At 49.8% G+C, this 20169-nt stretch carries 17 protein-coding genes; 10 read left to right on the plus strand and 7 right to left on the minus strand.

All coding sequences use genetic code 11. The annotated features are described in order from the left end of the window. The first annotated feature begins 60 nt into the window (after positions 1 to 60). The 9 genes from LX69_RS01595 (at position 61) to LX69_RS01635 (ending at position 9263) form a co-directional block, all read left to right on the plus strand. A complete protein-coding gene (locus LX69_RS01595; RefSeq protein WP_111444062.1) occupies positions 61 to 978 on the plus strand; it encodes a hypothetical protein in 918 nt (305 codons plus the stop codon). A gap of 10 nt (positions 979 to 988) precedes the next feature. Continuing rightward, positions 989 to 1429 (plus strand): hypothetical protein, encoded by a 441-nt coding sequence (locus LX69_RS01600; protein ID WP_146260601.1) that lies wholly within the window; start codon positions 989 to 991, stop codon positions 1427 to 1429. A gap of 264 nt (positions 1430 to 1693) precedes the next feature. Further along, a complete protein-coding gene (locus LX69_RS01605; RefSeq protein ID WP_111444064.1) occupies positions 1694 to 4168 on the plus strand; it encodes an FAD-dependent oxidoreductase in 2475 nt (824 codons plus the stop codon). A gap of 141 nt (positions 4169 to 4309) precedes the next feature. Continuing rightward, the gene (ffh, locus tag LX69_RS01610) at positions 4310 to 5650 is read left to right on the plus strand and encodes a signal recognition particle protein (protein WP_111444065.1); all 1341 of its coding nucleotides are present in this window, start codon (positions 4310 to 4312) and stop codon (positions 5648 to 5650) included. Positions 5651 to 5748: 98 nt separating this feature from the next. Then, positions 5749 to 6618, plus strand: a complete 870-nt coding sequence (locus LX69_RS01615) for a bifunctional 5,10-methylenetetrahydrofolate dehydrogenase/5,10-methenyltetrahydrofolate cyclohydrolase (protein ID WP_111444170.1) — start codon at positions 5749 to 5751, stop codon at positions 6616 to 6618. A 190-nt stretch (positions 6619 to 6808) separates the two neighbouring features. Further along, positions 6809 to 7348 (plus strand): RNA-binding S4 domain-containing protein, encoded by a 540-nt coding sequence (locus LX69_RS01620; RefSeq protein WP_146260602.1) that lies wholly within the window; start codon positions 6809 to 6811, stop codon positions 7346 to 7348. 156 nt (positions 7349 to 7504) lie between these two features. Beyond that, on the plus strand, positions 7505 to 8407 hold the full coding sequence (locus LX69_RS01625; RefSeq protein ID WP_111444067.1) for an RluA family pseudouridine synthase: 903 nt from the start codon (positions 7505 to 7507) through the stop codon (positions 8405 to 8407). A 186-nt stretch (positions 8408 to 8593) separates the two neighbouring features. Beyond that, positions 8594 to 8932 (plus strand): type II toxin-antitoxin system RelE/ParE family toxin, encoded by a 339-nt coding sequence (locus LX69_RS01630; protein ID WP_111444068.1) that lies wholly within the window; start codon positions 8594 to 8596, stop codon positions 8930 to 8932. 4 nt (positions 8933 to 8936) lie between these two features. Next, positions 8937 to 9263, plus strand: coding sequence for a helix-turn-helix domain-containing protein (locus LX69_RS01635; protein ID WP_111444069.1), 327 nt, complete (start codon positions 8937 to 8939; stop codon positions 9261 to 9263). A gap of 98 nt (positions 9264 to 9361) precedes the next feature. Here LX69_RS01635 and LX69_RS01640 read toward each other — a convergent pair whose 3' ends face one another. Continuing rightward, positions 9362 to 10870, minus strand: coding sequence for a CotH kinase family protein (locus tag LX69_RS01640; protein WP_111444070.1), 1509 nt, complete (start codon positions 10868 to 10870; stop codon positions 9362 to 9364). A gap of 346 nt (positions 10871 to 11216) precedes the next feature. Here LX69_RS01640 and LX69_RS01645 point away from each other — a divergent pair, with 346 nt between their 5' ends. Then, the gene (locus LX69_RS01645; RefSeq protein WP_111444071.1) at positions 11217 to 13082 is read left to right on the plus strand and encodes a B12-binding domain-containing radical SAM protein; all 1866 of its coding nucleotides are present in this window, start codon (positions 11217 to 11219) and stop codon (positions 13080 to 13082) included. Here the strand turns inward: LX69_RS01645 and LX69_RS01650 are convergent. The 6 genes from LX69_RS01650 to LX69_RS17485 all read right to left on the minus strand — a co-directional run bounded on the left by LX69_RS01650 (position 13073) and on the right by LX69_RS17485 (position 20155). Further along, positions 13073 to 13330, minus strand: coding sequence for a Txe/YoeB family addiction module toxin (locus LX69_RS01650; RefSeq protein WP_111444072.1), 258 nt, complete (start codon positions 13328 to 13330; stop codon positions 13073 to 13075). The genes LX69_RS01645 and LX69_RS01650 overlap by 10 nt on opposite strands. Next, on the minus strand, positions 13327 to 13581 hold the full coding sequence (locus tag LX69_RS01655; protein ID WP_111444073.1) for a type II toxin-antitoxin system Phd/YefM family antitoxin: 255 nt from the start codon (positions 13579 to 13581) through the stop codon (positions 13327 to 13329). The genes LX69_RS01650 and LX69_RS01655 overlap by 4 nt, the downstream gene beginning before the upstream one ends. Before the next feature lie 108 nt (positions 13582 to 13689). Then, positions 13690 to 16146 carry an ATP-dependent helicase HrpB gene (gene hrpB / locus LX69_RS01660; RefSeq protein WP_111444074.1) on the minus strand — a complete coding sequence of 819 codons (2457 nt, stop codon included), beginning with the start codon at positions 16144 to 16146 and terminating at the stop codon, positions 13690 to 13692. Positions 16147 to 16209: 63 nt separating this feature from the next. After that, positions 16210 to 19002, minus strand: a complete 2793-nt coding sequence (gene uvrA / locus LX69_RS01665) for an excinuclease ABC subunit UvrA (protein ID WP_111444075.1) — start codon at positions 19000 to 19002, stop codon at positions 16210 to 16212. A 125-nt stretch (positions 19003 to 19127) separates the two neighbouring features. Continuing rightward, on the minus strand, positions 19128 to 19682 hold the full coding sequence (locus LX69_RS01670; protein ID WP_111444076.1) for a transposase: 555 nt from the start codon (positions 19680 to 19682) through the stop codon (positions 19128 to 19130). A 116-nt stretch (positions 19683 to 19798) separates the two neighbouring features. Further along, the gene (locus LX69_RS17485; RefSeq protein WP_146260603.1) at positions 19799 to 20155 is read right to left on the minus strand and encodes a hypothetical protein; all 357 of its coding nucleotides are present in this window, start codon (positions 20153 to 20155) and stop codon (positions 19799 to 19801) included. Positions 20156 to 20169 lie beyond the last annotated feature (14 nt).

Here is a 20169-nt window from a genome sequence, read left to right on the forward strand (position 1 = left end):
TTTAGTTCTATATTTCAAGTTGATAAATCTACATTTGCGCTCATACATAAACTAGCGGATATGAAACGTTTTTTACATCTGAGTTCACTGGCCATCATCACTCTTTATCTATCAGTTACAGTTACCTCCTGCTCCTGCGAAGGTCAAAAGAACCGGGTGGGAAACGCCGATTCCATCAAAGTTGATAACAAACTGATGGAAGATTTCTCCAAGTCGAAACTTATTTTCTACTCGCTACCCTCGCCCCTCGAAACAGCCATGCTCATTAAAAAATCGGGCGTATCGTACAACGAAGGTATTCTGAATCCACTGGCCAATGTATCGCGCTACACGACCAATAAGCAAATGGCTCTTAACTTGGGGGTTTACTCAGCCGACCTGAGCTACACCAGCCTGTTTGACCAAACCCAAACGGCCATGAAGTACATGAACAATGCCCAAAAACTGGCTGAAGGACTGGGCATCATGGAAGCCATTGACAAACAAACCATTCAACGACTTGAAGAAAACATGAACAATCGCGATGTGGTGCTGGAAATCATCTCCGAATCGTTTATGAACTCCAACTCATTGCTCAATGAAAACGATCGCCCGGCATTGGCCGTGATGGTGCTTACCGGGGGATGGATTGAAGGGCTTTACCTGGCCACCACCCTCACCAATGGCAACATGGACAATAACCGCCGCCTGCTCGATAAAATTATATACCAAAAACTCTCGCTCTTCACCGTTCTCAACATGCTGGAATCATACAAAGGCGACAATGCCGACATCCAACAACTGTACGATCGCATGAACGACCTCAAGCTTATTTACGACGAAGTGAAAATCGTTAACACCTCCAATGTAGAAGCCTCGACCGATACCGAAAAACGAATGACCGTCATCAAAGCCGATTCTGAAACCTTTATCTCTAAAGAAACATTCGACAAATTGTGTAATAAAGTAAAAGAGATTCGTTCTGAATTTATCTCATAACCGAGAACTGATGGCTAAGACTAAATATTTCATATTATTGGCAATAATGGTGTTGATGAGCATCAACACAATGAGCCAATGCCTCGATTTTGCAAAAAAAACGGCCTCGTCTCAGATGTCGCCTTACGTGGCCGATGGGAACTACAACGCCTGCGATATGCGCGAAGGCGAAACGGCCGAAATGTACAAGACTTTTTTTGAAGGACAATCCTACCGGCTCATCGTTGCAAAAGCACCAAACCTCCCTCCTGTTTACATTCGGGTGGTCGACAAAAACGGCGCCGTACTGTTCGACAACCAAAAAATGAACTACACCCATTCATGGGATTTTAAGGTGCAAAGCACGCAGATGCTGGTGGTACAAATTAAGGTGCTCGACCAAAAGAAAGCCACCAAAGAGCATGGCTGTGTGGGCATTCTGTTTGGCATGGAAACCAGCAAGAAAAAATAACGCCACACGTTTCAACCTCAATTTCAGTACTGAATTACTGCACATGCAGAACAAATGATCATTGCTCGACCATTTGTTCTGGTTTTGTGATTATTTTTTTGAATGAATATAGTTATATCGATATGTATTTATTTATTTTTGTGCAGATCAAAATTCAATTCTTGATTCAAAAAACATGAAACAAGCCATATCTAACACTTCGACACACAGAAGCATGTTTATAGGCAAGTTCCACGTGGCCATTGAAAAACAAATTATAAACACATGAAATACCTCATCATTGGGGGCGTTGCCGGAGGAGCCACCACCGCCGCCCGTCTTCGTCGCATGGACGAAAAGTGCCAAATTATCATGTTCGAACGAGGTGAATACATCTCGTACGCCAACTGCGGTTTGCCTTACTATGTAGGCGGAACCATTACCGACCGCGACAAGCTGTTTGTTCAAACCCCAGAATCGTTTGGAAAACGATTCAACATGGAAGTGCGGATAATGAACGAAGTAGTTTCGATTAACAAAGCCGACCAGTCGGTAACGGTCAAGAACCTTCGCGATGGTAGCACCTATGTGGAAACCTATGACAAACTGGTACTCTCGCCCGGAGCCGAACCGGTGAGACCACCCCTGCCGGGCATCCATTCCGAAGGCATCTATACCCTGCGTAATGTACCCGACACCGACCGCATCAAACAATTCATCACTGACCGAAAACCGCGACATGCCGTGGTGGTGGGTGCCGGATTTATCGGACTCGAAATGGCCGAGAACCTGCACCAGGCCGGTGTCAACGTCACCATCGTGGAGATGGCCGAACAAGTGATGACCCCCCTCGATTATTCAATGGCTGCGCTGGTGCATCAGCACCTGAAAACCAAAAACGTAGAGTTTTTTCTGAACACTGCCGTCTCTTCGTTTGCACAAAAAGATAACCGTCTCACGGTCAGCCTCAACAACGGCCGACAAATTGAAACCGATTTGGTCATCCTCTCCATAGGAGTGCGCCCCGAAAACAAACTGGCAAAGGAAGCCGGCTTGGAAATTGGTGAAACTGGCGGCATCGTGGTCAACGAATATCTGCAAACATCTGATGCCAACATATACGCCTTGGGTGATGCCATTGAATTTACCAATCCAATCATTGGTAAAAAGATGATTACCTACCTGGCAGGCCCGGCCAACAAGCAGGGTCGAATAGTGGCCGACAACCTGGTTCTCGGGAACAAAAAGACATATAAAGGAGCCATCAACACTGCCATTGCCAAAGTTTTCGACATCACGGTGGCCTCCACAGGACTATCGGGGAAAATGCTGGGCCGCTTCAATGTACCACACATCGACTCCATCACTCACTCCTCATCACATGCCGGGTACTACCCGGGTGCCCAACCCATGAGCATCAAAATCTCGTTCTCGCCCGACAACGGCCAACTCATGGGGGCTCAGGTTGTGGGTTACGAAGGAGTGGACAAACGCATCGACCTCTTTGCCGAAGCCATTCGCCAAAAAGCCACCATCTACGACCTGGCCGAAATTGAACATGCCTACGCGCCCCCTTACTCATCGGCCAAGGATCCGGTGAACATTGCCGGAATGGTGGCCGAAAACATTCTCAATGGCACCACAAAAACCATTTGGTGGCGAGAACTGGCCACTTCGCAAGCCAAAGAACTCTTTCTGCTGGATATTCGCACAGCCGACGAATTTAGTCTGGGTTCTATTGAGGGGGCAGTTAACTACCCGCTCGATAACTTGCGCGACCACCTGCACCAACTCCCCAAAGACAAAAAAATTGTGGTATTCTGTGGTGTTGGCCTTCGTGGGCACGTGGCATGCCGAATTTTAATGCAAAACGGCTTCAGCGAGGTCTACAACCTTGCCGGCGGATTGAAGACATACGAAACTGCCACCCAAAAACAGAGCAACGAGGACATTTTTGCCAACGATTACATTGGTAACGATGACCTCATTTATCAAGGCTCACAGGACAAAATACACCCGGCAGCCAGTGCCATTGCCCAACTGGAAGTGGATGCCTGTGGATTACAGTGCCCCGGCCCGGTATTGAAACTCAAAACCTCGATGGACTCCATTTCCAATGGTCAAACTGTAAAAATAAAAGCTTCGGATCCTGGCTTTTACAAAGATGTGCAGTCGTGGGCCAAACTCACCGGCAACCAAGTATTGGAAGTGACCCAGTCGGGCGCCGAAATCACTGCTGTGATCCAAAAAGGAGGTGCACCCTCATCGGCAGGAGGAGGCAATCGTAGCGGCAACAATGCCACCTTTATCTGTTTCAGCGACGACCTCGACAAAGCACTGGCGACCTTTGTACTGGCATCCGGCGCTTTGTCAGCGGGCAAAAAAGTATCCATCTTTTTCACGTTTTGGGGACTCAACGTCATCAAAAAAGATAAGAAACCCACCGTCAAAAAAGACTTTTTCGGAAAAATGTTTGGGATGATGATGCCCTCGTCTAGCAAGAAACTTGGCCTGTCGAAAATGAACTTCATGGGCATGGGTGCATCAATGATGCGAATGATCATGCGCAATAAAAACGTTGAAATGCTCGAGCAGATGATGGCCAATGCCAAAGCCAGCGGTGCCGATTTCATTGCTTGCCAAATGTCGATGGACGTGATGGGCATTCATGCTGAAGAATTGATGGACGGCGTTGAAATTGGCGGAGTCGCCACCTATTTGGAAAAAGCTGAACAGGCCAACCTGAATCTCTTCCTATAAAACACTGATTTTATTCACAAAAAACCTCAGAGACTTCAAAACGCTGAGGTTTTTTTATGAATCCTCCACATGTATTGAAACTCGGGTTTTTACAACCGATAATTTTTATAATTTTGCACACGAATTAAAAAAGGTCAAACCATGTTTGAGAATCTTAGTGAAAAGCTTGAACGCTCGTTAAAACTACTCAAAGGTGAAGGAAAAATCACCGAACTCAATATTGCCGAAACACTCAAGGATGTACGCCGCGCACTGCTCGATGCCGACGTGAACTACAAAACAGCCAAAACCTTTGTCGACAACGTGAAAGACAAAGCCATGGGTCAAAACGTGCTTAATGCCGTGAAACCAGGGCAAATGATGATCAAAATCGTTCACGACGAGCTGACCGAACTCATGGGCGGTGCCACCACCGACATCAACATCAAAAACAATCCTTCCATCATATTGATTGCCGGTTTGCAAGGATCGGGTAAAACCACCTTTACCGGGAAATTGGCCAACCTATTAAAAACCAAACGCGGCAAAAATCCGTTGTTGATTGCCGGCGACGTGTACCGCCCCGCCGCTATCAATCAGTTGCAGGTATTGGGACAACAAGTTGGCGTGACCGTTTATACCGAAGAAGGCAGTAAAGACCCCGTATCGATTGCCAAAAACGGGATCAAGATGGCCAAGGACAAAGGGCACGACCTCATCATCATCGATACCGCCGGACGTTTGGCCATTGATGAACAGATGATGGACGAAATTGCTGCCGTCAAAAAAGCCGTGAATCCCAACGAAATCCTCTTCGTAGTGGATTCCATGACCGGTCAGGATGCGGTAAACACAGCCAAAGAATTCAACGACCGTTTGGACTTTGACGGCGTGGTACTGACCAAGTTGGATGGTGACACCCGTGGTGGTGCGGCCTTGTCGATTCGCAGTGTGGTGAACAAGCCCATCAAATTTGTGGGGACAGGCGAAAAACTCGATGCACTGGACGTCTTTCACCCTTCACGGATGGCCGACCGTATTTTGGGCATGGGTGACATTGTGTCGCTGGTTGAACGCGCTCAAGAGCAGTTCGATGCCGAAGAAGCTCGCAAACTGCAAAAGAAAATTGCAAAGAACCAGTTCAGCTTCAACGACTTTCTGAGCCAGATACAGCAAATCAAAAAAATGGGTAACCTCAAGGATTTGGCAGGTATGATTCCCGGCATGGGCAAGATGATGAAAGACATTGACATTGACGACAACGCCTTTAAAAGTGTTGAGGCCATCATTTACGCCATGACCCCGGCCGAACGCGAAACACCCGAGCTCATCAACGGCAGCCGACGCAAGCGGATAGCCGATGGTAGCGGAACTTCGATTCAGGAGGTAAACCGACTGCTCAAGCAGTTTGAGGACACCCGCAAAATGATGAAAATGATGACCGGTGCAGGCGGTAAAAACATGGCTCGCATGATGGGCAACATGCCTTTAGGGAAACGATAAAAAACATAATAACACAGAGACACAAAGGCACAGAGTTTAACTTTACAACATAAAAACTCTGTGCCTTTGTATTTGAATCATTCCTAATTTTGAATACCATGCAACTCATTGACGGAAAATTAGTGTCGCAGGCTGTGCGCAACCGCATTGCCGACCAGGTTAAACACATCACCGCATCAGGCAAACGGGCACCGCACCTGGCCGCCATTTTGGTAGGCAACGATGGCGGCAGCGAAACCTATGTCGCCAACAAAATAAAGGCTTGCGAAGAGGTCGGCTTTCGCTCAAGCCTCATCCGCTTTGACAACACCGTTTCGGAAACTGAGCTACTGGCCAAAGTAGAAGAACTCAATAACGACCCGAATGTGGACGGGTTCATCGTGCAATTGCCACTGCCCAAACACATCTCTGAAGATAAAGTGACCGAAACCATCTCTCCCTCCAAAGACGTGGACGGTTTTCATCCACAAAACATCGGCCGTTTGACATTGGGCATGGATACCTTTGTGAGTGCCACACCTCAAGGCATTTTGGAATTGTTGGATCATTACAAAATTGAAACAAGCGGCAAACACTGCGTGGTGATAGGACGCAGCAACATTGTGGGGCGCCCCATGAGCATCCTCATGTCGCAAAAACGCACCCCCGGTAACGCCACGGTAACCGTGCTGCATAGCAAAAGCGAAAACATGAAGGAAATTTGCCGTCAGGCCGATATCATTATTGCCGCCGTTGGCATTCCCGAATTTGTAACCGCCGACATGGTAAAACCCGGTGCTGTAGTTATCGACGTGGGAACCACCCGAGTACCGTCGACCGAAACCAAAACCGGATGGAAACTGAAGGGCGACGTAAAATTTGACGAAGTGGCGCCCCTGTGCAGCTACATCACACCCGTACCCGGCGGCGTAGGCCCCATGACCATTGCATCACTGATGATCAACACCCTTAAAGCGGGACAAAAATAAAGAGTTCTCAAATGTGTTATTCTGCACACATTCAAAAAACAGCATATCAAAGATGGATGAATCCCGGAGGTGGTTCATCCATTTTTTATGCCATCAAAGTTCAAAAAACAAGATTTACAAGGGGCATGGGATGTTGTATATTTGTATTAGCCCACATCACAAGATGGGTATTTATAAAACCAATGCCACCATGCAATTCATTCCCCGCTTTACCGTACAAGCCCCGACAGAGCTTACGACATTCCTATTGTCGCGCATGCCGGGCAAAAGCAGCGGCTACGCCATGGCCATGCTTGCCAGCGGAATGGTGTATGTCAACGGACATGCGGCCACCCGAATAGATGACATGCTGCAACCGGGCGACCGTGTCACCTTTGGTGACGACTACCACGTGATGCTCGAAGCTCTCAGTCACACTTCAGGACAGGAACACGTCGAACGAATCACCGACCACTCAACCATCGGGCATCGCGCGCCCGAGTATGCGCCACACACCCGGCACATTCTTCAAACCTATCACGACATGAAATATTCGAAAACCGTGATTGGCGGCGACAAAAAATTTGGCTCCACCAAAAACCCATTGGACAGAATGGTCATGCACGACCATCAACAGGGCATGATACACCCCGTTAGCGGGAAAGAGATGTCATACCACGGCCCCATGCACCACCGCATGACCTTGCTAGTGAGAGACAGAGACCACAAACAACGGTTTGCAGGTCGATAGAGCTCACATGAAACGTTAATAACGCAGGGAACCAAGACACAAGGGGAAGAAAAACAAAAACATCACTTTGCCTCTTAGTATCCCTGCGTTCTGATTTAAACGAGCGGGGTTTTGTATATTTGCAGGCAAATACGAAGAACAAACACAATAGATGATATGAAATCCATCCCCCGCTTCACCGTCAAAGCCCCAGCCGAACTGATGACTTTTTTGCTCTCGGTGATGCCCGGCAAAAGCCGCAACAACATTAAATCGCTGCTCACCAACAAAATTGTACACGTCAACGGCAAACCCGTTTCACAATACAACCACCCTCTCAATGCGGGCGACCGAGTGGTCGTGGGTTTTGAAAATGAGCCCCAGGCCATCATCGATAACAACCTAAAAGTGTTGTACGAAGACCGCCACATCATTGTCATCGACAAACCATCGGGACTGCTCTCCATAGCCACCGATGATGAGAAGCAAGACACGGCTTACCGACGTGTGAGTGAATACGCCAAACAACAGAACGAAAAAGCCAAAATATTCATTCTCCATCGCTTAGACCGGGACACATCGGGTGTGATGATGTTTGCAAAAAGCCAGGAGGTACAAACCAAAATGCAAAGCAACTGGGACGAAGTGGTCACCGACCGTCAGTACCAGGCATTGGTGGAAGGGCACATCTTTCCATCCGAAGGCATGCTGATGCACCATTTGGTGGAAGGACCTACCGGTATCGTGCATGTAAGCAACAACCCCGAATTGGGGCAGGAAGCCATCACTCATTACAAAACCCTCAAGCAAAACAAGCAATACTCGCTACTGGAGCTTAAGCTCGACACCGGCCGCAAAAACCAAATTCGCGTGCAACTCAAAGAAGCTGGTGTGTTGATTGTGGGAGATAAAAAATATGGTTCGAAGGCCAACCCTATAGGTCGCTTGGGATTGCATGCCCACCGACTGGCATTCATCCATCCCGTATTGGGCAAGGAGATGGTTTTTAACAGCCCCCTGCCACGAAAGATGGCCTTGGCGGCAAAAAACAGAGAATCGCACGGAAAGCAACAGGCTTAAACGCATACCACCCCTTGTCAATAATCGATAAGGGGTTATTTTTTGCGTCAACGCAAAACAAGACAACGAATGCAACATAAACAATTAATTTTCACAACAAAAGACGCTAAGCAAATATATCCAATCCGAAAGTAGTTTCCATTTATTAGAACATTCAGTAACTTTGTATGAATTAAACGAAAAGATTTGAGACAAAAATTTGAAGTCATCCTTCTTGAAGAAGTATGGGATTTCCTATGCACTTTAGATGAAAAATCGAGAGAGAAGATACTTTACAACATCGACAAATCGAAATATGTAAACAATCCTGAATTATTTAAAAAATTGGATGAGGAAATATGGGAATTTAGAACAAAATATAGTAAGACTTACTACCGAATTTTTGCTTTCTGGGACAAAACAGGAAACACAAAAACACTGGTCATTGCCACACATGGAATCATAAAAAAAACAGACAAAATCCATAAAGGAGACATTGAAAGAACCAAAACCATGATGAAATTATACTTTGACAACAAACAATAAAACCATGGAAAACAACAAATTAACCAGCTACACTCTCGAACAAGCAAAGGATACATTCATTGGTAAAGTTGGCTCCGAAAGTCGAGATAAATATGAATATGAATTGAGACTTGACCTGCTTGGGGAGATGATAAAGCAAACCCGTAAAGAAAGAAATATGACCCAAACGGAGTTAGGAGAATTAATTGGCGTACAAAAATCTCAAATATCCAGAATCGAGCGGAATGCGAAAAACGTAACCATCGAAACAATCTTAAAAGTTTTTAAAGCTCTAAAAGCCAGAGTCAATTTCAACATCGAATTACTTGATGGGGAATTTAAAATAGCTTAAATTTCTGCCTAAGGATTTCGACAGCACTTACTCAAGAAAACATTAACAACGGGCTAAACCAGACTAAAATCTGGCTGTATCAATCATAGATTCCCATCTCACCACCCGGCCAACTGGGCATCCATCCACGCCATGCGCTGTGAGAGAAAATCACTGAGCCACTGCACTTGACCATCATAGGTGTTGATATTGGGCACCACATAATCAGCAGGGTCGTGATACTTGGGCCAAAGCTTCTCATTGATGGCCAATGATAACTCCAAGCGCTCCACCAACCCATCGATATCAGTCAGTAAAGCCCCGATGTGGTTTCGATGCTGTTGCCAAGTTGCTTTAACCAAAGCTCGAAAAGCCTCATCTTCCATCATTCGCACAATCCATTTATTTTCCTTCACATACCACCCGGTTGGTAACATACAATCAGGATTGTGAAAGGCATTGCCCGAGCTGAGGTCAAAATCCCACACGGGTCCCATCTTGAGTTTTTGAGAACGTGCCTTGTAAAAATAGATGCTCCCATACCGCTGGGCATCCACATTCTTGAATAGCTCATTAATGATAAACCACTTCACCATGGTGGTGTCGTCCATGAATTTACGGAAACCATTCACCGGATCTTTAAAGCCATCGGTATAGAGTGTGTATTCAAAATCCCAAAAATATTGGCGAATATATGACATTTGAGCTGCCGTGGGCGCTTCGGGTGATTTCACCACAATGGGATAATATTCGGTTTCAAAAAACGGTTCATCGAGTTTACGGAGCACAGCCTGATTGACTTCAAGCAACCATCCTCCGGTAATCTCCATGGCGCCGTCGTCACTCACATCCAGTTCGTCAACATCCACCCGATAGGGTGCGACCTCTACCTGATCGGTCAACAAATAATTGCCCATGTGAACATTGTTGACATACAACTCGACATAATGGGCACAAGGCGTGAACGACATGCCCATGTGACGTGACAACTGAAAGGCCAAAGCATTTCTCAACAATGTTTTATCAGCATAGTTCGCCAACAACACCCATTCTCTATGGGGACGCTCGCCCAATATGGGATAAGACTGATCGAACTTGATTTTGTACGATTTTTTGGGCATCTCCCAGGTTGAGTTTCCACGCCCCCTCACCCGCCCCGTTAGCGTTGCCGGAGAACTCGGGACGTCGTGATTGGGGTCGATGGCAACGCGAGCCGTCACGTACACATCCTTGGAGGTGATGGGCAACCCGTTATCGGTATCAATATGGATGCGCGGCAAACGCGTAAAAGTAACCAGACGCACGGTGTATTCCTGCCTCGAACCATCGTCATTGACCACAGTGTATAAAAGAGCCGGAGTAAAATCGTTGGCCGTGACACCACTCAGCTGGGGTACACCGTTGACAAACACCTGACCGGTGGCTTCAAAATCGGCAACCAAAGTTGTTTTGTCGATGTCATCGGGAATAAAACAAGTAAAGGCAGCACCTTCGAGCGAAAAAAGGTGCCCATCAACGGCGAAAGAAGTTATTCTGGCAACAGACCCACCCACATCATCCGCATCGTCGTGACATCCGGCCAACATCAACAGCATCAAAAAAGTCGACAGAGGTAATAATTTTTTCATAAAAACCGAGGTTTAGGGAAAACTGCATCTGTGAAACATCAAATTTAAGCAGATTCGACCATATTAAGCCAATAAAAAAGACAAACGCCAGCATCCGAATATCTTGCTAAATTTGCACGCCGGTTTTACTTATAGGCATCATCAGAGATAAAGTAAAAAAGTGAAATAGTACAAGAGTAAATCAGTACCATCTTTTAGCCATTATCCCAAAATCGGCATTCGTGAAATTCGTGGATAAAAATAGATGAAATTGTCATAACCGTGTGTTCTGGCAAACTGAGTATCTACAACAACACACGCCATCTTATATTTTGATAATCAAATCTTATTACTTTTTTCTCAACATATGAAAATTCTGCTTATCACCCCTCCCCTGACCCAACTCAACACGCCATATCCGGCCACGCCTTATCTGAAAGGCTACCTAAAACAACAGGGACACGAGGTGATGCAGGCCGACCTGGGGATTGAACTCATCGACAGGTTGTTTTCGCGCCGGGGATTGCAACAGGTGTTTGATGCCGCTGCCACAACCCTGCATAAGAAATCCCCCGTGCACTTCAAGCAAATGATTGCGCGAAAAGACGAGTACCTTTTCTGCATCGAAGGGGTGATGCGATTTTTGCAAGGACGCGATGCCACGCTGGCAACCCGCATTGCCGACACGTCATTTTTGCCGCAGGGAAGGCGTTTTGCGCAGATGGCCGACATCGACTGGGCCTTTGGTGCCATCGGCATCACAGAGCGGGCCCGACACATGGCCACGCTCTTTATTGAAGATCTCGCCGACCTGATACAGCACTTCATCACACCACATTTCGGGCTAAGCCGCTACGCCGAGCGCCTGTGCATGCGCATGCCCGAATTTGAACCCTTACACCACATCCTACAACAACCCGGCAACCTCATCGACACCATGCTCGTTGAACTGCTTGAAGCGAAACTCGCCACTTTCGCGCCACAATTGGTGGGTTTCAGCATCCCCTTTCCAGGCAACCTGATGGGTGCACTGCAATGCGGCAAACGCATCCGACAAAATCATTCCCACATAAAAATCGCCTGGGGTGGCGGATATGTCAACACAGAACTGCGACAACTTAGCGACGCTTTGGTGTTTGATTACACCGATTATGTGCTGCTCGATGATGGCGAACCCTCCCTGAAAGCATTAGTGAGCCATCTTGAAAACAACACCTCACCCAACACGCTTCATCATACGTTTTACAAAAATGAGGATGGAAAAGTGGCCTTCGTTCCCGGGCATCCCAAAATCCACATTGCCTTCGACCACGTGCCGGCACCCGATTACACCGATTTGCCACTGCACCTGTACATCTCCACCATCGAACTCACCAACCCCATGCACAAGTTGTGGAGCGACGGCCGATGGAATAAACTCACCCTGGCACACGGCTGCTATTGGGCCAAGTGCGCCTTTTGCGACACGTCGCTGCCCTACATTGGCTGTTACGAACCGGCGTCGGCCACCACGCTCTGCGACCACATCGAAAGCATCATCGCACAAACTGGCACCAGCGGCTTCCACTTTACCGACGAGGCCGCACCGCCAAAGCTGTTGCGCGAGCTCTCCAACGAAATCATCCGGCGCGGGCTGGTCATTAGTTGGTGGACCAACATCCGATTCGAGAAGTCGTATACCTCTGAACTGTGCGCCCTCATGTCGAAAGCCGGCTGCATTGCCGTATCGGGCGGTATCGAGGTGGCCTCCAACCGCCTGCTCAAGGTTATGAACAAGGGTGTGACCATCGAGCAGGCAGCCACCACGGCACATCATCTCACCGGGCACGACATCATGGTGCATGCCTACCTCATGTACGGATTCCCCACCCAATCGGTGCAGGAAACCATCGATGGACTGGAGATGGTGCGACAAATGTTTGATGCCGGCATACTGCAATCAGCCTTTTGGCACCGATACGCCATGACCCTGCACAGTCCCTCGGGCATCGAGCCGGAGAAATTCGGCGCCACCCGCATTCCCGTGCCTACGGCCTCATTTGCGAACAACGAGATTGCCTTCACCGACCATCAACACATCGACCTGGATATGCTGGGCGAAGGATTGCGAAAAGCAACTTATAATTACATGCATGGACTGGGGCTGGAGATGCCCTTGAGAGAATGGTTTGCAGGAAAAACGCCATCAACGAAAATCAAACCCAATTGGTTTGACTCCATCGTTCAATCATAATGAAACCTGCGCTTGGCAATTAAAATCTCATCGTCACGCACCTGATAAATCAATCGATGCTCGCCATCGATGCGTCGTGACCAAAAGCCTTTGTATTTGTATTTGAGAGGTTCGGGTTTGCCAATCCCGAAAAAAGGCGTGCGGGAAATATCCTTGAGCAAATCATTGATACGACGCAAATTCTTCTTATCCGTCGCTTGCCAGTAGAGATAATCGTCCCACGATTCATCCACAAATACGTACTTCATTCCTCAACCAGCTCTTTGGGAAAGGATGAGCCATTTTCCAATTTGGCGATGGCCGCATCAAGTCGCGATTCGTTGACTTTGGATGAGAGTTCGTGCTGCGTGGCTCGCAATGAGTTATATTCATCGAGCGAAATGATCACCACCCCCGTGTCCTTGCCTCGGTTGATAATGAGGGTTTCAGAATCATCGGTCACCCGGTCAAGATATTTCTTAACATCTTTTCGGAAATCGGAAATGGTGGTGGTCAGCATGGCTTGATGTTTTGTACGTCGTCGTGTACAAATTTAAGACAAAAAGGAGTTTTGAGCAACCACTGCTTTACTAGATAGAATCATCTGCAACGCCCCAAACAAACACGTTCACTTGCGTTTGACCCCCCGAATGGCCTTTTCAGTCCAGGGGTCATCGGGCCACACGTGCTTGGGGTAGCGGGTGCGAAGTTCTTTTTTCACTTCAAAGTAGGTGTTATTCCAAAAACTGTTGAGGTCGGAGGTCACCTGCACCGGTTTGTAGCCGGGCGAGAGCAGATGCATCAACACCGGCGTGCGCCCCTCGTTAACAGAGGGGGTTTGTGCCAACCCAAACACCTCTTGCAGACGCACGACCAACACGGGGGCACTGCCATTGGCCGAATATTGAAGTTTAATTTTCGATCCACTGGGCACATCGATGCGAGCAGGTGCCAGTTCATTGAGGCGGCTCTGCTTTTCCCAGGGCAGATGGTTGTGCAGCACCTGGCCCAAGTCAATTTTTTTCAAATCGTCGGGACGACGTACCTGCGAGAGATAAGGCGCCAGCCATTCATCCACCCGCTGCAACAAGGCAGGGGTCGACACATCAGGCCAAAGCTCGTCGGGACGCCACACGCGCAGGCACAACACACGGTTTTGCCACTGCTCCGTTTCCTCGTTAAAATCGAGCAGGTTGCCCCCCTCCTTCTGCAATGCCTGACAAATGGCCTGCACCTTTAAGGCATCATCCACCTTTTCGAGGGGTTTGGATTGCAACACCAGGTTACCAATACGCAAGTCGCGCGTGGCAATGAAGCCGCCCTTGCGGGTGTCCCATGTCACCGTCTGCCGCTCTTTGAGCAGAGGTGCCAGATCGGTGGGGTTGACGGGAGCGGCCAGGAATATTTTTCCCAAGCCATCGCGGGCATCGAGGTTGGCCACCACCAACCAGGGTTCGTGCGCCAGGTCGTCGTGGTGTCCGGCCACGGCCATGGCGCCGTTGGAGAGTTGAAAACGGACATTATTCCCGGGTCGTGCACAAGCAATGCGCTCGGGATAGGCATGCACCAGCACCAGCCCGGTTTCAAAGGGATTGACAGCCACGTTTTGAGGTTCCACATCAAACATCTGGCGATAGCTGGCTGCCACCCGTTCAATGCGGCTCCACAACACATCATTTCGATTTTGAAGACGATAGCGACGCAGCGCTTCCACGCGCAGGTTGATGTCGATGCCGGCATCGCGGGGCAAGGGGTCACGCTCCTCGAGAATGGCCGCCACATCGGTGGCCAGAGGCAACAAACCGTCCTTCTGAGCAAGCAATAACATGTGGGCAATGCGCGGATGGCAGGGCAGGCGGTGAAGCTGCTTACCATGTTCGGTGATTTTATGATTTTGCAGGGCATCAATCTCGTGCAACAATTCAGAGGCCTGACTGAGGGCACTCTTGGGCGGCGGGGTGAGCCAGGCCAGGCGATTCACGTCGGTGACACCCCACTGCACCATGTCGAGCACCAGCGATGAGAGGTCACTCTCGAGAATCTCGGGCGTGCGATGATCGGCCAGTCGATGATGATCGGCCATGGACCAAAGGCGGTAACAGACGCCCGGCCCCAATCGCCCGGCACGTCCGGCACGCTGATCGGCCGAGTCCTTGGATATTTCAATGGTGGTGAGCCGCGACAGCCCGCTGCGGGTATCAAAACGGAGGGTACGCCCGTACCCGCAATCGACCACCACCGAGATGCCCTCGATGGTGAGACTGGTTTCGGCAATGGAAGTGGCCAATACCACCTTGCGTTTGCCATCGCGATTGGGCATGATGGCGCTTTGCTGTTTCGAAGGCGGCAACTGACCATACAACGGATGAATGGCAAAATGATGCAACTGCTTTTTGAGCATCTCCTCGCACTTGCGTATCTCCCCTTCGCCGGGCAAAAACACCAGGATGTCGCCCCCGTGCTTCTGCGAAGCTTCCACCACGGCACGGGCAGTGGTTTCGGGGATCATCCACTCATCGCCACGGGTGCCGTAATGCACCTCAACGGGGTACTGTCGCCCCTGACTCTCGACCACCGGCGCGCTGAGCAACGACGAGAGTTGCGGCATGTTGAGGGTGGCCGACATGACCACCATGCGCAAATCGGGGCGCAACACCTGCTGCGCCTCACGACACAATGCCAACGCCACATCGGCATGAATGCTGCGCTCGTGAAACTCATCAAAAATCACCAATCCCACCCCTTCGAGGGCATTGTCGCTTTGCAGCATGCGGGTGAGAATGCCTTCGGTGACCACCTCCAAACGGGTGTGTTGGGAGGTTTTATTTTCGAAACGGATGCGATACCCAATGGCGTGCCCCACCTCGGAACCATTGAGCTGCGACAGGCGGGTAGCAATGCTTCGCGCCGCCAATCGACGGGGCTCGAGCATGATGATTTTTTGCCCCTCGAGCCAGGGTTCGTTCATTAAAGCCAATGGCAACAGGGTACTTTTACCGGCACCGGGAGGAGCCGACACGATGAGGGTGTTCCCCTCGGCCAGTTTGGCCTTTACGTCGGGGATGATATCTTGAATGGGAAGCATTTGACAAGCTACAAACCTTCAGGGTTTATAAAACACTGAAGGTTTAAATGAAAAATTGAAAAACTATAAACGCAGAAACTTACCGGTGTGCGACGCTTTGCATCGGATCAGTTCCTCGGGCGTACCTTCAAACACGATGTTACCACCATCTTTACCGCCTTCGGGCCCCAAGTCGATGACGTGGTCGGCGCACTTAATCACATCCATGTTGTGCTCGATGATGAGCAGACTGTGCCCCTTGTCGAGCAAGGCGCCAAAGGCCACCAGGAGAGTCTTGATGTCGTGAAAATGCAAGCCGGTGGTGGGTTCGTCAAAAATAAAGAGCGTGGGACTCATCTTGTCCATGGCCAGGAACGACGCCAGCTTGACACGCTGACTTTCGCCACCCGACAAAGTGCTCGAGGGCTGCCCCAGCGTCACGTAGCCCAATCCCACATCGGCCAGCGGCTTGAGCTTGGCCACGATGCGTTTTTCGGTGCTGCCGGGCTTCTCGCCAAAGAACTCGATGGCCTGATTGACGGTCATCTCCAGAATGTCGAAAATGTTTTTTCCGCGATAGGTCACCTCCAGAATCTCGCTTTGAAAGCGTTTGCCATGACAGCTTTCGCAGGTCAGAATGATGTCGGCCATGAACTGCATCTCCACCTTGATGGTTCCCTCGCCCTGACAGGCTTCGCAACGCCCACCGTCGGTATTGAACGAAAAATGCGATGCCGTGAAACCATTTTGCTTGGCCAGTTGCTGGTCGGACATGAGTTTGCGAATCTCGTCATAAGCCTTCAGGTAAGTGGCCGGGTTGCTGCGCGACGATTTACCAATGGGGTTTTGGTCGACATACTCCACATCGCTCACAGCTTTGATGTCGCCGCGAATCATGTCGAAGGCACCGGTTTTATCGGCCTGCCCGCCCAATCGTTTTTTAAGGGCAGGATAAAACACCTTGCCAATGAGCGACGACTTACCCGATCCGCTCACGCCGCTGACCACCGTCATCACGTTAAGCGGAAATTTCACCGTCACGTTTTTGAGGTTGTTTTCGCGGGCTCCCACCACTTCGATGGCCTGGTTCCAGGTGCGGCGCGAACGGGGCACGGCAATTTGCTGAATGCCCTTGAGGTATTGCGTGGTGAGACTCTCGGGCGATGCTTCGAGCTGGTGAAAGTCGCCCTGAAACACCACTTCGCCGCCCAATCGCCCGGCACCGGGGCCGATGTCGATGATTTGGTCGGCGGCGCGAATCATCTCCTCGTCGTGCTCGACCACCACCACGGTGTTGCCCAGCTTTTGCAGATGCTTCAACACGCCAATGAGCAGACTGGTGTCGCGCGGATGCAGGCCAATGCTGGGCTCATCTAATATATAAAGCGACCCCACCAGACTGCTGCCCAGCGAGGTGGCCAGGTTGATGCGCTGGCTTTCGCCCCCCGAGAGGGTCGATGATAAGCGATTGAGGGTGAGATATCCCAGCCCCACATTCATCAAAAAGCTGATGCGTGAGCGGATTTCGATGAGCAGGCGATCCACAATTTTGGCCTCGCCCTCTAAAGGGGTGTAGGTCTCAAACCAAGTCACCAGCTCGGCAATGGGCATCATCACCAACTCGTGAATGGTTTTGCCATTCACTTTGACCCACGACGCCTCTTTTTTGATGCGGCTGCCCTTACAATCGGGGCACACCGTTTTGCCGCGATAGCGAGCCAGCATCACCCGGTATTGAATTTTGTATTGATTAGATTCGACATACTTGAAGAAACGATGCAACCCTTCAAAATAACGATTGCCATTCCACACCAGTTCGCGCTGCTCGTCGGTGAGTTGGTACCAGGGGGTGTGCACGGGGAAGTGAAAGTTATGGGCATTTCGCACCAACTCGTCGCGCCACTCGCCCATTTTTTCGCCCTTCCAGCAGGCAATGCACTCGTCGTACACCGACAGGGTTTTGTTGGGAACCACCAAATCTTCATCAATGCCAATCACACTGCCAAACCCCTCGCAGGTGGGACAAGCCCCCATTGGACTGTTAAAGGCAAAGAGGTGCTCAGTGGGCTCTTCGAAGGTGATGCCATCGGCCTCAAAGCGATTGGTAAAACTCAGCTCTCGGGGCTTATCGGCATCATATACCAGCAAGCGGCATTCGCCGTTGCCCTCGTAAAAGGCCGTCTGCACGGAGTCGCCCAATCGCGACACAAAATCGTCGTCGCGCTGCACGCTCACCCGGTCGATGAGCAGACGGAATCCATCGCAATCAACATTGCCCTGCCCCAACAGCTCTTCGATGCGGAGGAACTCCCCCTCCCTCTCCACCCGACTAAAGCCCTGTTTTTGCAACATGGTGAGCTGCTCCTCACTGCTTCGGCCGGCCGGGATGATGAGGGGCGCAACAATGGCCAAACGGATGCCATCGGGCAAGGCCATGATGGCGGCCACCACGTCCTGCACCTGGTGACGCTTCACCTCCACCCCGCTCACGGGCGAAAAGGTGCGCCCCACGCGAGCAAACATCAGCTTGAGGTAATCGTATATTTCGGTAGAAGTGCCCACAGTGGAACGCGGGTTGCGGGTGCTCACCTTTTGCTCGATGGCAATGGCGGGCGGAATGCCCTTGATGAAATCGACCTCGGGCTTGTCGAGTCGCCCCAAAAACTGGCGGGCATAGGAACTCAAACTCTCCACATATCGACGCTGCCCCTCGGCATACAGGGTGTCGAAAGCCAGCGACGACTTACCGCTGCCCGACACGCCGGTGATAACGATAAACTGGTTGCGGGGAATATCAAGGCTGATGTTTTTGAGGTTGTGAACCCGCGCCCCCTTGATTTGGATGGCGCCACTTTTGAGCGATGTGTCGTTTGCCATGCGGATGAATAATAATCGGGCAAATATAATGTTTTTCGACCGGGGCGGATAACAATATAACAGGACAAATAATAACGTGGGGTGGTTGTGGTAGAGACAGGGCATGCCCGGTCTCTACCACGACGTCACCGATGAAACCGGTCATCGCCCCATTTCGCGGGATTGTTGACAATGTAGGTTTGGATGCGTTGAAACGATGGTTGGTCACGGATAATGTGATCCCAATAGCGGGTTTGCCACCCGAAATGGTACCCCAAACGGTGGGCATGTTTGGTGACGGCCGATTTGTACGAACCAATGATGGATGATACGGAACGATGGCCAATGCGTTGGTAACGTGATTGACCGATGGTTTTTGGTAGAGACAGGGCATGCCCTGTCTCTACGGTATCAACGTCATCCCCACATTCATTCAAAATCAATATCCCATGCACATGATTGGGCATCACCACAAACGCATCTAATTGAACATGGGCGACATGGTTTTTGATTTCGTGCCAAAACACATCGGCCATCACCCCCACGGGCGACAATTGCATGCACCCCTCTGTCACCTGCCCCAAACAACACGCCCTGTTGTGGGTACAAATGGTGATGAAATAGGCCGCCGCCCAACGATAATCCCAGCATTGCAAACGGGCAGAGGCAATTCGGTATTTGTTTTGAAATAATTGCGACATGATGAATCAACGATTTGGGTGATGCAAACATGACACAATATAAAAATTGGGGATCACAATTGCCAGGGTAGAGACAGGGCATGCCCTGTCTCTACGACATTACGCCGTCCACCCCATTAAAAACAACACACCCAAATGAATATGGGGGGACATGGTTGTAAAATCCGATGGTTTCGGATAACCATCCGACGGTTCCGGATAACCGGCACATCATTCCGGATAATCATCCGAAAATTCCGGATGACCATCCCGTAGTTCCGGATGACCATCCCATAGTTCCGGATAACCATCCCATCATTCCGGATGACCGAACGAAAGATGCGTATGACTGTACGAAAAATCCCGATGCCCCTCCGGATAATCGGGATAACAGCACCAAACTTCCCGATAACCCACCAGAAGTTCCTGAGGCTCCAATCAATGACCGGGGTGATGCGACAGATGAATGGGGTGTCTTGAATCCTGATACGCATATCTTGAGACATAC

This window comes from Breznakibacter xylanolyticus (genome assembly GCF_003254275.1).
Lineage (GTDB): Bacteria > Bacteroidota > Bacteroidia > Bacteroidales > Marinilabiliaceae > Breznakibacter > Breznakibacter xylanolyticus.